This window comes from Ochrobactrum sp. WV_118_8, from assembly GCF_039631535.1.
GTDB classification, from domain to species: Bacteria; Pseudomonadota; Alphaproteobacteria; order Rhizobiales; family Rhizobiaceae; genus Brucella; species Brucella anthropi.
Window position 1 is genome coordinate 1,065,945 of the sequence record NZ_JBDIUZ010000002.1, and the last position, 12,767, is coordinate 1,078,711.

Below are 12,767 nucleotides of genomic sequence, written 5' to 3' on the forward strand. Positions count from 1 at the left end.
TGGATTGCCGCTACGGGCGGCGAATCTCAGAATTCGCTGATCAGTCCTTCGTATGCTTTGTTAATCTCTCTCACATCCCGTCGATATTCATCGATGATCCAGTCGCAAATGTCGCGAATGAACCATTCATCCGTTTTGATCGAAGTCACTAGATTACAGCTTCGGCCAGTCGAAACCACAACAGGATGCGATGGAACGAGCGAGCCGTTGGCCAGCAAGGTTGACACCACACTTAACCAGCCGATAGCGTTGCCTTGTCCCATCAGCGCGGCCTGTACAACGACATTGTAATCCGAGAATTGAAGTTCCCGGGCTATCTCTGTCAGTGCATCAACGGAATACAAATCTGCCCATCTGAACTGTGACCCGCTAAGAGTAATCACCTGATTCAAACCCGACTGGGACTGTTTCGAATTGAAATCGAAGGCCGGAGATCGCACAGGCAGCAGAATCTCTGGCATAAGTGGAAAAATTCGATACCGGTCATCCACTTTCGGATCGAACCGCATCGCGATATCCGCGTCGTTAACCGGACAATCGAGCGGCCCGATGATCAGTTGCCACTGAATGTCTACATCAGGAAACAGCGCTTGGAATTGGTTCATCCGCGGCATAAACCAATGCGTAGCGAAAGCCCCTGAGACTGATATTCGCAGCGTGCGTCGCTTCGTTTGCGCATTTTGTCTTAGTCCAGCCAAAACACGTTCAATGTTTGAAAAGCTCTTCGAGACTTCCGCAAAAAGATCACCTCCTTGTTCCGTCAGTTCTGCTCCCATCGGCGTTCGTTTGAAAAGCTGCATTCCGAGATGAAGCTCCAGACGCCCGATGGTGCGGCTGACTGCGGGACTTGTAACCCCAAGTTCCCGTGCCGCGTTTGCAAATGTTCCGCATCGGACTGCCGCTTCGAAGGCGACGAGTGCGTTGAGCGAGGGAAGGAGCCGTCGAATATGTGACATTACAAAATGTAACCCCAGAGGTGATTATTTTTGGAATTGATGGATTTGTCTCAAGTATCCCAATGTAGCCAGACAACTGGCTTGTGCCCGGAATAGGAGAAACAATTTTCATGGCCTTCGAAAATTTTAAAGTTCTGACTTTTGATATCGTCGGAACCTGCATCGACTTCGAGAAGGGTATTCTGGATGGTTTTCGCGCCGCAGGCGGAGCGGCCGCGAAGACGCTGAGTGATGATCAGATTTTCCAGCCCTATCTGAAAGCAAGGGAGAAATTTCCGGGCCGCGCAAGCGAGGTCATGCGCGAAGTTTATCTCTACGCTGCGAAAGAACTTGGGCTGTCGGACGACAGCGCCGCGGGTGACAAATTTCATAGCCACTTCTTTGAATTTCCCGCATTCGAGGATTCCGCTGAAGCGCTCAGACGATTGCGTAGGCATTTTAGACTTGTTGCGATGACCAATTATGATCGTGTCGGTTTCAGCGCCAATTCGAACAAGCTCGGCAACCCGTTTCACGACAGCGTCACTGCTGACGATGCAAGGTATCCAAAACCGGATCCACGCTTCTTTTCCTACAATCTTGGGCGCCAATCGGCATTTGGTTTCAAGCAGGATGAAATCCTGCATGTTGCCCAGAGCCAGTACCACGATATAGGCGTCGCTAAAGAGCTTGGATACAAAGTCTGCTGGATCGAGCGCCGAAAGGGTCTCAAGGGTTTCGGTGGAACGCCTGTTCCGGAAGTAGTGACGACGCCGGACTTCCATTTCTCGACCCTGCGAGAACTCGCCGATGCTGTCGAAAGCGAGAGAAAATAACTTGTAAATAAGCCCAGGTATTTTCCAGATGCGAGAACTCGGCCTACCCCGATCTTTGTGGCGTGAGACTGCAACACCACCTCTGAACTGCAAGACATTGCAGGACGACATTGCCGCTGATTTGGTCATCATCGGAGGTGGGTATACAGGCTTGTCGGCCGCCGTAAGAGCAATTGAACTTGGTTTGAAACCTGTTGTTCTCGAAGCAGAAGAAGTCGGCTTCGGCGCATCAGGAAGAAATGGCGGCGTGGTATCAACGAAGTATCGTGTATCACTAAGCGTCATGGCGCAAACTCACGGCAGGCAAGTCGCTCAACGCATGAACGCGCTCGGTCACAAAGCCATGGATTGCGTTGAAAGCTATGTCGAGCGATTTCAGATCCGAGAAGCGAATCTGGCGAAAACCGGGAACATTCGCTGTGCGCATAACGAGGCCGCCTTCGCGGCGCTCGTGGAAGAAGCGAAGACAATCAGGGACATATTCGGCGATACGAGCATCACAGTGCTTGATGCGAATGAGGTTGCGGCAGAGACCGGAAGTACGCGCTTCTATGGAGGAGTTTTGAACTCCCATGCTGGCACTATACATCCTCTTAGTTACTGCCGGGGTTTGGCCAACGCCGTTCTTTTGGCCGGAGGCCTCATTTACGAAAATAGTCCCGCTCTTCGCATCGCGGAAGAAGGCCCGGCAAAACTCGTTTGTACAAAATTCGGATCGATCAGGTGCAAACAGATTCTGATCGCAACGAATGCCTATTCCGACATCACGCCTGTCACCGGCAATGTGCGTAAGACCATCATACCGTTCAGGAGTGCGATCATCTCGACGGAAGCGTTGCCCAGTTCTGTTTTTGATGAAATTCTTTGCAACAATCGGAGCTACAGCGAGACGCGAAGAATGATGCGATGGTTCCGACGTAGCGGAGACTGCTTGCTTTTTGGCGGTAGGGGCGCATTCGGCAGAAATGACTCCATGGCCGCCTATGCGACCCTTGAAAGAGCAATGTCTGATATCTTCCCGCAGTTGAAAGACTACGGGATCGTCAATCGCTGGTCGGGGCTTGTTGCCATGACGATGGACAGTCTTCCACAAATCGGGTTGATCGATAAGAATATTGGCTTTTCGCTCGGCTACAATGGAACGGGAATCGCGATGTCGAGCCTTCTGGGACGCTACGCGATTGATCTTTTGCAAGGCGAAAAGCCTGATCTGGCGCTGATGCGGCGCCAGAAACCGGTAGATATTCCATTTTTCTCGATGAGAGCGCCAGCCGTCCGTACAGTAGCCGCATGGTATCAACTGCTGGATAAATTCGGACGCTGAATACGCTCCCAAAATTCTCAAAGCGAGCTGCATATTCTTATTGCGTCCAACATCGCGGAGTGAATGTTCCGACTGGCAAGAGCATCTCCTATCCGGTGAAGCTCAAATCCAAGTCTTTCGCGGATAGGCTGAGGCGTGGCGTCAACCATAGCGCGCAAGTCGGTAACACCGTCATTTGAAGAACTGGATCGAAGCGCTTCAAAAACTTCGTTGGACGGAACACTTCCTTGCTCCACAACAACATGATCGACCACAATTGTTTCTGTTTCTCGCGTAATATCGTTCACAAGCGTTGCGATCAGTCGGTTGTCCTGGCGGTGGACTTCCGTCAAACGTGTTTCGGTTTTGGGATAAAGGCCAAATTTCAGAAATAGCTTTTTCCAGCGTAAACGTTCGGCATAAGTCAATTCTTCACAGATTTGGGCGTCTATGGTGACGAATTGGACCTTGGCCCCAAAGCCAACGGCCTTCTCGGCCGCCAGCGGAGCCGGATGTCGCCCGGTGCCATCAACGACGAGAACTTCACCCGATAGCTTGGACTGACCAGCCAGGATATCCCACGTCGAAACGCATAGATCACCGCCGTGCAGAAGATCAATTTGCGGCATGCCGCCCGTTGCCAGCAAGACAACATCAGGATTCAGCGCCAGGATTTCATTTTCATCAAGATAAGCATTCGTTTGGAGGGACACGCCGAGACGATTAAGTTCAGCCACGCGCCACTCAACGATGCCGATGAGGTCACCACGCCACGAACCCTTCGCGCCAAGAAGAAGCTGACCGCCGAAATCGGATGCCGCTTCAAACAACGAAACCTCATGACCCCGTTCCGCGCATATTCTGGCGGCCTCAAGGCCTGCGGCCCCCCCGCCAACCACGACGACCTTACGTTTGGCGCTTTCGGTTTTAGTAAAGACCTGAGGCAGGACTGTTTCTCTTCCCGTTGCCGGATTATGAAGACACGCGGGACGATGCGGCGACTGGCAATGTGTAGCGCCCACGCATGGCCGGATTTCGCTTTCTCGTCCCGACGCTATTTTACTTGCAAGGTATGGATCAGCGATCTGCGCTCTGGTCATGCCCGCCATATCCATTTTGCCTTCGCGGATAGCGTATCGGGCGGAAGCAGCATCGGAAATACGTGCGGCATGGAATACCGGAATATCGAGCTCCTGGCGGAAACGTCCGACCGGCTCGACCCAAGGTGCAAGCGGCGATCCCATTCCAGGCATAGCGTCTTCCGCGAGACCACGGGTCGTGTCCATCATGCCATAAATCGCATTGAAAAAATCGATCCCGCCAATATTGCGAAGTGCTTGTGCAACCTTCAGAGATTCCTCGAAACCCATGCCGCCATCGGGTCCTTCATCCACTGCCATGCGGATACCAACGACGAAATCATCACCCACGGCCTTTCTGATAGCTTCATGCACCATCAGCGGAAACCGCATTCTGTTTTCGAGCGATCCGCCAAAGCGATCGGTTCTGCGGTTGGAAATCGGAGACAGGAACTGCCCTATCATGTGACCACCAGCATGCGTTTCGATGCCGTCCAGCCCTCCCTCCTTGCATCGCAGCGCCGCAGCAGCAAATGCCTTCACAACGCGATTAATATCATGGTCGTCCATCTCTCTGGGTATGCTGCGATGAAGCGTCTCACGGAGGGGCGACGGCGCAATCATCGCCAGCCTATCGCCGCCATAACTTTCGCCGCGTCGGCCAAGATGTGTTATCTGACACATGAGCGCTGCACCGTGGCGGTGCATACGCTCGGCAAACTGCTGAAAATGTGGGATGATGTCATCTGTTCCAACATTCAGTTGCCGAAAGACATTCGGAGAATCGATATCGATATTGGAGGATCCACCGAACATCGACAGGGCTATTCCACCCTTGGCCTTTTCTTCATGATACCGTTGATAGGCTTCAAGCGGCAGCCCGCTGACCTCCAGACCACACGCGTGGCTGGTGCTCATGATGCGATTGCGAAGTTCAAGATGCTTGATTTTCAGCGGCTGCAGCAGTGGGTCATTTTTGACACCGTTGGAGGCTTGCTGGTACATCGCTTTTCCCTTTGGTTTATAGAAACCCGTTCACACCTGGCGCTCGGCCTAGCATGTTCCTGATGCTACTGATGATTGTCGTGTCGTACTTCGGCTAGAATATCTGACTTAAGAACTGTTGGGTCCGAGGATCCTTGGCTGAGGTAAAGAACTCTTTCGGTGGAGCATGCTCGACGATCACACCTCGATCCGTGAAGTAGATGTGATCGGCCACTTCGCGTGCGAAGCCCATTTCATGGGTAACCAGAATGCAGGTCATCCCGTCGGACGCGAGTTCCTTTATCGTCGCCAATACTTCCTTGACGGTTTCAGGATCGAGCGCTGCGGTAACTTCATCGAAAAGCATAACGTCAGGACGCATGGCCAGGCTTCGCGCGATGGCGACGCGCTGCTGCTGACCACCTGACAGCTGGCCGGGATACTGATTTTCCTTGCCAGTAAGTTTGACTTTTGCAATCAGAGCATGCGCCCGTTCCTCAACTTCCTGTTTTGGTTCACGCAGGACCTTGATCGGCGCCATCATGACGTTCTGCAAAACCGTCTTATGCGGAAACAGATTGTACTGCTGAAAGACTATTCCGACCTTTCGCCGCAATGCGAGCTTGTCGAGCTTGGGATCATTCACCTCCTGCCCGGCGACGATTATCGAGCCCTTCTGCACTGGGCTTAGACCATTGATACAACGTATGAGAGTCGATTTGCCCGAACCCGACGGACCGATGATGCAGATCACCTCACCTTTGCGAACATCAAGACTGATCCCTTTGATAACTTCCAGATCGCCATACGCCTTGTGCACGTCCTTTAGAGAAACCAGAGGGGGTGCATCGATATTTTCTTTATGCAGCATATCTTTTCTCCAGTTTCCTTGTCAGAAGCGCGATTGGATAGATGTACGCGAAGAACAGACAGAGAAGGAACAGATAGAACGGAAAGAGAAATTCCGGCCGTCCGCCCGACGCTTCCATTGCAGCCTGTGCGTTGGCAACAGACTCTCTGACGCTGAAAATAGAGGCCATCGGAGTGGAGAGCGTAAGTAGCGCGTACCAGTTCATCCATGGAGGTATTGAACGCCGGAAGCTCTGTGGCAATATGATGTTCCAAAGTGTCTGAACACGGGTAAAGCCAAGACTTTCGGCCGATTCCCACTGCCCCGACGGAATGGATCGAACCGCCCCACGGACGATCTCGCTTATGTTGCCCATGACGGGCAGCGCAAAAGCGACGGTTGCTTTCATCCAGCCAGGAAACGGTATCACAATCCCGCCCGGAAGACCAAAATCCTCTGGCATCATATACATGGCGATGAAGAGAATAACGAGCCAAGGCGAGTTTCTCAGGAGATGCGTCACCAGGCGCGCAATGGCTCTTACCGGCCAGAACAAGCTGATCTGCATGAGACCGAGCAGAATTCCGAGAACCGTCGCCAAGGCCATCGCTAAAAAACTCATATAGAGGTTCAGCAAGAAGCCACGCAAGATGAATGGAACCCACCCGAAAAGTGTCTCGACTGCAGTCGGCGTTCCGGCATTCATTGTTTGCGCATAAGCGACACACAATGATCCGAAAAACATTGCAACGAGAACAATTCCGTATCGCAACGACAGAGCGCTAGAGAATGCCGTTACGCCGTAATGCGAAGGAACAATTGTGAAAGCGCGCTTATTCATGTCCATACCCCGGTAGTGCCAAACGGCGTTCGAGAGCGTGGAGGCCCCAGGCGAGGATACTCACAACCGCGACATAGAACACAAAAAGCACGAGGATCATCTCAGGCACGTTGATGTTGTCCGACCAAACCTGATTGAGGACATAGGTCATTTCTGGAACGGCGATAACATAAGCAAGCGAGGTTGTTTTGGCCAAACTCACTAGGTTATTCGTCAAAGCTGGCAGGCTAATGCGAAACGCCAGTGGAAGTGTCACATACATATAGATTTGCCAGTTCGAAAAGCTGAGGCTTTCAGCCGCTTCTTTTGTCGTTTCAGGAACGGCTTCCAGGCCAGCCCGGAATATCTCGACGTTGAACGCCCCACCAAAGATACCAAGCGAGATTACAGCCCACCCAAAAGAAGAGATAATGGGCTCGTAATATCCCCCCATGTCAACGGCTGGCGTGAACGCACCCAGACCGAAGTAGAAAAACAAAAGCTGGATCATCGGAGGTGTATTTCGAAACGCCTGGATATAAGCATCAACCGCCACGCGAATTATCGCGCTTTTTGACGTTTGTGCCCAAGCTCCCAACACGCCGATCACCAGCGACAGCAAGATGGAAAACGCCATAAGCCGCAGTGAAATCAACGCCCCTTCAAGAAAGCGGCTGAACTCGTAGTCGTCATAGAAGACGATAAAGTTCAAGCCCGCAGTCTCGTTCAGATTGCGGAAGAAACTTGATATATGTTCGATCATCATCACTCCGAGCTACTGCTGATCAGAAAGCACCGGCCTTACTCTTTCGGCTCGAGGTAAGCGGTATCCCAATGGAGCTTCTTATTCTGCTCGGTGAACCAATCAGACGGTGCTACACTCCATTTCTTGGCGAGTTCAATCAGCGTACCATCAGCTTGCCAGCGATATGCCATACCCGCCATGAATGCGCCCCAACCCTTATCGCGTTCTTCAAGCGGGACAGCAGCAGCCCACGGATTATTATAGAGGGCCTGAACAGGCATTTCGTAATCTTGCCACTCTGGTGTCTCGAGATCAGCCATGATGCTGACATCATCGTAGACCCAAGCAATGCAACGTCCAGCACGCAGAGCTTCCTTACCTTCGGAATTTCCGGTAAATGCAATCAGCTTTGCTTTCAGTTGCCGTTCGACTTGTTGATTATAGTAGTTTCCCTGCTTTCCGCACACCGGCTTTCCGGCAATGTCGTCCCAGCTTTTGATGACACCCTTCTTGGCAAGCAAGGTCGGCCCCGAGGCCCAGTAAGCGGGTTCAATAATGCCGATCACCTTACGACGTTCCGCAGTATCATACATACCGCCGACAATCAGATCGATCCGGTTCTGCTGGAGGAACTGCATGCGGTTCGCAGATGTAATAATGACGGGCTCTAGTTTGACACCCAGCGCATCCGAGACGCTCTTGGCGAGATCAACTTCGATACCTTGAAGATTGCCGTCCGCACCTGGGAAAGACCAGGGCTTGAAAGCCCCTTGCAAACCAACACGGAGAGTGCCGCGCTCCAGGATTTCCTTCAATCGCTCGCCATCAGCACGAGCCTGGCTCGCAAAAAGCGAAATCGCCATAGTAAGTGTGGAAACTGCCACCAAAGCAAGATTTTGATGTCTGCGCATACCCATTTCTGTTCACTCCTCTTTTTTGTTTCGTTAGGATTTTGCAGGCTCTCCCGAACGGTGAATTTCCCGTTGGTATTGAAGAAACTTATCTACTTCGCGCTCGATCTGCTCTGGCTCCCATCCTAGCAAATCCGCGATTTCACTGGCCGCATCAGTTGCAGTGGCTCGGTCTATGTGCCGCCCCCAACCTATGCCGCTACGGGTATAGAAGATACCTTTCAGATCCTGGGCGTGTTCGTACGAGACATAATGCCGAAACGACAACGCGCCTTCATCGGTCCCCAACGGTGTATTCGTCTGCTGCACTGGCCTTCTTTGCCGATCAAGCCGCATCGGAATGTTTGCATCTACTGTCGCCAGCAGCTCCCTTCCTGCACTCATATGGCTCATAACTGGTCCGGCGGTCATCGCGAAAATTCCCGAATGGCCTTTGCCCTTCAAATCATGAATTTGCCGAACTCTGTCGCCGTCAGGATTTTTGGGATTGAAGGTCAACGGCCGCACACCGGCCCAGGTAAATTCGACGTTGTGTTTCGTCAGTTTGAGGGCTGGGAGAAGAAAATTGATTTCATCGAGTAGAAACTCAATATCGACGTCATCGGCCTTAACGTTACTGGCGTCGCCTTCGAAATAGGTTTCAGTCGGGCCAATATGATACAGGTCCTCATTGAACGGCAGACAATAAATCGGCATTCCCAATCGGTTAAGCGCCGCGACCCCATGACCACGATAATAATCCGGAAGACGAACGACTATATGCGCGCCTTTCGTCCCGTGAATCAGACGATCCTTCCCCTCCCCGGACACTCCCTGTAGAACGTCATCGATCCAAGTTCCGGCAAGATTGAGAATGATAGGTGCGAACACGCTGCTCATTTCACGATCTGCGGTGCTAAGATCGACCCGCCACAGCCCATCAGAGTTTTTTTCTCTGATGCTCGCACTGGTGAACAAACGGACATCAGCGCCTAGCTTCTCTGCTTCGATGGCCGCATCGACGCAAAGCCTATCGGGCCAGTCCATCATGTATTCGCGGTAAGTCGCTATCGACTTCAGTTGTTTCCGATCTCGAAGGTCCTTTGCCAAAGGCACTGAGCTATCAAAGTTGCGCTTGTGCCGTTGGTACTCCAGCGGCAGTCGCCCCGATCCAAGACGCTTCAAGAGCGAAAGCCCAATATCCAGGTGCCATCCACGCAGATCATCCGCTTCGTATAAAGGAAAGCACATTTTGAAAGGCTTGCATCGCATTGGTTGGAGACGCACCAGTTCTTCCCGCGCATTCATAGCGGCACGCGCCATGGAAATCGCGTTCTTCAACTTCAAAGGCGACGATGCGAACGTGCGGACCGGATGTCTCGTCTCAAAATATCTTAGACCGCAGTGGAGTATCCTGGACGATCTGCTCGACGCGCCGTTTGCGAAATCACCCTTTTCAACAAGCAAGACCTTGTACCCAGCGGCGGAGAGTTCGCGGACAGCGCTGGTACCGTTGATACCGCCGCCAATGACGATCACATCATAACTTTCGTCCCGCGCGGCCTCCATCCTCATTTAACTGCTCCCTTCCTAGGCGTCGGGCGAGTACAGCAGCTAATTCGGAATGCTCAAAATAAAAAAATTGGCCTCCTATATGCAGTAAATGCATAATGGATGAGCCCCCGGAAGTCTGATTCCTATCCGTCAAAAGTGCGGCAACTTCGCCAACACTGCGTCTCGCTCGCTGAAAAGAAGGTCCAGAAGCGCTTCCGACACGCGACTTTGCGGACGGGAGTAAGGGCGAAGAAGCGCCACGTTGAACGGTATTTTAGGCAGGAATGGCACCAGCATTACCCGATCATCAAGTTGGTGAATGGCCGTATAAGGGTCTATAAGCGCGACCCCCAGGCCAATTTTGGCGAATTCATATGCCGCAGCGGAAATCGTTGTTTCATAAGCTGGGTCCAGTTTTTCACCCGCCGCGCGGAATGCCTGCGCAATAATCGGGCCAGCTGCGGTGAATGACGCAAATGATACAAATGGTACGTTTCGAAGATCCGGTGGTTCAATTTTGTCGCGGCTCGCGAGATGGTGGTCACGTGGAACCGCAGCAATATAAGAGGCATCGCTGAAAACTTCTGTTTGAAAGCCAGATCTGCGGAATGGGAGTTCAGCAAGACCAAAATCCAGCTGTTGGGACGCCGCCCATTCTTCGATCTTGGCAGAAAGCCGTATATTCAACTGCACACGTGTTTGAGGCCAGCTATCTTTAAACTTCTTTAGCGCCTGGGGCATGAAACTTATCCCAAGGGCGGGCATAACAGCCGCAGTTATACGGCTGGTTTCACCTTCGGCAACAGTTGCCGCAAAATTTCGCAAAGAATCGAGAGATGTATACGCTCTATCGATTTCATCCAGAAGAAGGTGGGCAACCGACGTCGGCGTGATCAAACCTTTTCTGCGCTCAAACAGGGTGACACCCAACTCGGTTTCAAGCTTATTCAGAAGCCGACTGACGGCGGGTTGACTGCGCCCTATAAGTTCAGCAGCGGCGCTTACCGTTCCAGTTAGCATCACCGCCCGGAAGGCTGAAAAGTAGATGAGGTTCATCCCTACTTCCCAGTTTTGTTTCCCTGGCTTTTTCATCAAATCTCATCCCAGCACTTCAGTTGTGGCACACACTCGCCTACAACAGTGCCAAGGGCAAACAAAATAGCAGACAATAGCGATGTTAGATTGCAGTTCACCCGTCAGTATGAGGTAACGGCATTTATCGGATAATAGCCCAAAGATGTTCCTTCATGACAGCCTCATGCAACTCGACTCCAAACCCAATGTGTTCTGAGATCGGAAGGCGTCCGTTCCTGACCGTTTCCTCAAAGGGGACGGTAGCCACTTCAATATATCCGGGTATGTCAGCCCAATATGGGAAATGTTCTTGAATATAAAAATTGGGTAAACAGGCGCTCATGTGGGTCGCGATGTTGGCTGCGATAGAACTTCCGCACACATGCGGCTGCACCTTCAAACCGTAGGCGTCAGCCATCGCTGATATTTTATGGACTTCCGCGAAACCACCCGCATTGCCAATATCGGGCTGCAATATACTGATTGCACGTCTCTCAAGAAGATCGCGAAAACCTTGTCTGAGATAGTGCCGCTCTCCAGTCGCAATCGGAATATCAATCGACGAAGCGACTTGAGACAACGCACCGAGGTCGCCCGGATCGGTGATTTCCTCCACAAACTCGATTTCATATTCTTTGATACGCTCACAGAACCGCATGGTGTCTGCGATAGAAATGCCGCCACCGAAATCAAGCATAAGCCTGACATCGGAACCGATCGCCTTTCGTACGTCGCGCACGCGTTCGATTCCAGCGGTGACCGCGTCACGATTGTCAGAGTATCGACCATTTGGATGCCGCAATGTTCCATTTGGCTGTATCTGCGCCAACGGATACATCTTCAGGGCATAATGTCCGTCGTCAACAGCGTCGGCAGCTTTTCTAATCAGGTCTGAGTTGGATGTCGCTCCGAAATACCAGCCATTCGCATAGTAGTTCAGTTCATCGCGAATTTTTCCGCCAAAGAGTTCATATACAGGCACATCCAACGCTCTGGCGCGAATATCCCACAGCGCCTGCTCTATGGCGCTCATCCCGGCACAAGCAATTCCGCCGGGGTTCTTTAACCAGAACGCCTGGTCGTACATGTCCGAAACGATTCGATTGATGGACAGCGGATTAGCCCCCAACAAAAACCGTTCGCTCAGATCTTTAATCATACCCGCTACAGCTGTGCCGCCGCTTCCATAGGAAATGGCGGCCTCGCCTAATCCGGATATGCCTTCATCCGTCTGAATTTTCACCAGAACGGGCTTCAGGCCCTGTCCGCGCACATAGTAAACGTTGACGGACACTATTTTCATTTTTCAACCCCACGTGCAGGAGAAGCACTCATTCCGCCGCGACCCCCGCCTGACGCAGTTTCAACCTGAAATCCTCAAGCGCTCCCTTATACTCCCACGTCTGAACGGTGTTGTGAGGACACTCAATAAAAATATAATCTTCGGTAACCGACAAAATTCTGGAAACCTTTATAAGTTTTGTTACAAATCCGCCCGCGTCAAGATTATCGATTACAGCTTTCCGATCCTCACCATATCCATGATATACTTTCGAAGCTCGAATTTCTGCAGTTACATACGCCATATATTCGTGTCCTCTTGGCTTTTTTGACATATTGATGAATGATACATCATTATATGAGCCTCACCTCGAAAGCAGAAATCGAAAGTACGCTGATCGATATGCCGATTTTGC

General features: G+C 51.8%; 12 protein-coding genes. 2 read left to right on the plus strand and 10 right to left on the minus strand.

Annotated elements, in window-relative coordinates; all coding sequences use genetic code 11:
* Nucleotides 1-26: 26 nt before the first annotated feature.
* The gene (locus ABDF71_RS19040; RefSeq protein ID WP_258125148.1) at nt 27-956 is read right to left on the minus strand and encodes a LysR family transcriptional regulator; all 930 of its coding nucleotides are present in this window, start codon (nt 954-956) and stop codon (nt 27-29) included.
* Between the two features lie 110 nt (nt 957-1,066).
* On the opposite strand from ABDF71_RS19040, the gene ABDF71_RS19045 reads away from it, so the two are divergent.
* Complete coding sequence (locus ABDF71_RS19045) at nt 1,067-1,771, plus strand: HAD-IA family hydrolase (RefSeq protein WP_094515227.1); 705 nt, start codon at nt 1,067-1,069, stop codon at nt 1,769-1,771.
* Nucleotides 1,772-1,799: 28 nt separating this feature from the next.
* Nucleotides 1,800-3,095 carry an NAD(P)/FAD-dependent oxidoreductase gene (locus ABDF71_RS19050; RefSeq protein ID WP_029928505.1) on the plus strand — a complete coding sequence of 432 codons (1,296 nt, stop codon included), beginning with the start codon at nt 1,800-1,802 and terminating at the stop codon, nt 3,093-3,095.
* A gap of 17 nt (nt 3,096-3,112) precedes the next feature.
* Here ABDF71_RS19050 and ABDF71_RS19055 read toward each other — a convergent pair whose 3' ends face one another.
* The 9 genes from ABDF71_RS19055 to ABDF71_RS19095 form a co-directional block, all read right to left on the minus strand.
* The gene (locus tag ABDF71_RS19055) at nt 3,113-5,158 is read right to left on the minus strand and encodes an oxidoreductase (protein ID WP_114048301.1); all 2,046 of its coding nucleotides are present in this window, start codon (nt 5,156-5,158) and stop codon (nt 3,113-3,115) included.
* A gap of 94 nt (nt 5,159-5,252) precedes the next feature.
* Entirely contained in the window at nt 5,253-6,008 is a 756-nt protein-coding gene (locus tag ABDF71_RS19060) for an amino acid ABC transporter ATP-binding protein (RefSeq protein WP_029928509.1), read from the minus strand.
* Nucleotides 5,998-6,828 carry an amino acid ABC transporter permease gene (locus tag ABDF71_RS19065; protein WP_029928511.1) on the minus strand — a complete coding sequence of 277 codons (831 nt, stop codon included), beginning with the start codon at nt 6,826-6,828 and terminating at the stop codon, nt 5,998-6,000. The genes ABDF71_RS19060 and ABDF71_RS19065 overlap by 11 nt, the downstream gene beginning before the upstream one ends.
* Nucleotides 6,821-7,570 (minus strand): amino acid ABC transporter permease, encoded by a 750-nt coding sequence (locus ABDF71_RS19070; RefSeq protein ID WP_029928513.1) that lies wholly within the window; start codon nt 7,568-7,570, stop codon nt 6,821-6,823. The genes ABDF71_RS19065 and ABDF71_RS19070 overlap by 8 nt, the downstream gene beginning before the upstream one ends.
* Before the next feature lie 38 nt (nt 7,571-7,608).
* Nucleotides 7,609-8,469 carry a transporter substrate-binding domain-containing protein gene (locus ABDF71_RS19075; RefSeq protein ID WP_308669823.1) on the minus strand — a complete coding sequence of 287 codons (861 nt, stop codon included), beginning with the start codon at nt 8,467-8,469 and terminating at the stop codon, nt 7,609-7,611.
* A 27-nt stretch (nt 8,470-8,496) separates the two neighbouring features.
* Nucleotides 8,497-10,017, minus strand: coding sequence for an FAD-dependent oxidoreductase (locus tag ABDF71_RS19080; RefSeq protein ID WP_094515225.1), 1,521 nt, complete (start codon nt 10,015-10,017; stop codon nt 8,497-8,499).
* A 129-nt stretch (nt 10,018-10,146) separates the two neighbouring features.
* Entirely contained in the window at nt 10,147-11,088 is a 942-nt protein-coding gene (locus ABDF71_RS19085) for a LysR substrate-binding domain-containing protein (protein WP_226622753.1), read from the minus strand.
* Nucleotides 11,089-11,212: 124 nt separating this feature from the next.
* Nucleotides 11,213-12,373 (minus strand): mandelate racemase/muconate lactonizing enzyme family protein, encoded by a 1,161-nt coding sequence (locus ABDF71_RS19090; RefSeq protein ID WP_029928521.1) that lies wholly within the window; start codon nt 12,371-12,373, stop codon nt 11,213-11,215.
* A gap of 28 nt (nt 12,374-12,401) precedes the next feature.
* Entirely contained in the window at nt 12,402-12,656 is a 255-nt protein-coding gene (locus ABDF71_RS19095; protein WP_029928523.1) for a hypothetical protein, read from the minus strand.
* Between the last annotated feature and the right edge of the window lie 111 nt (nt 12,657-12,767).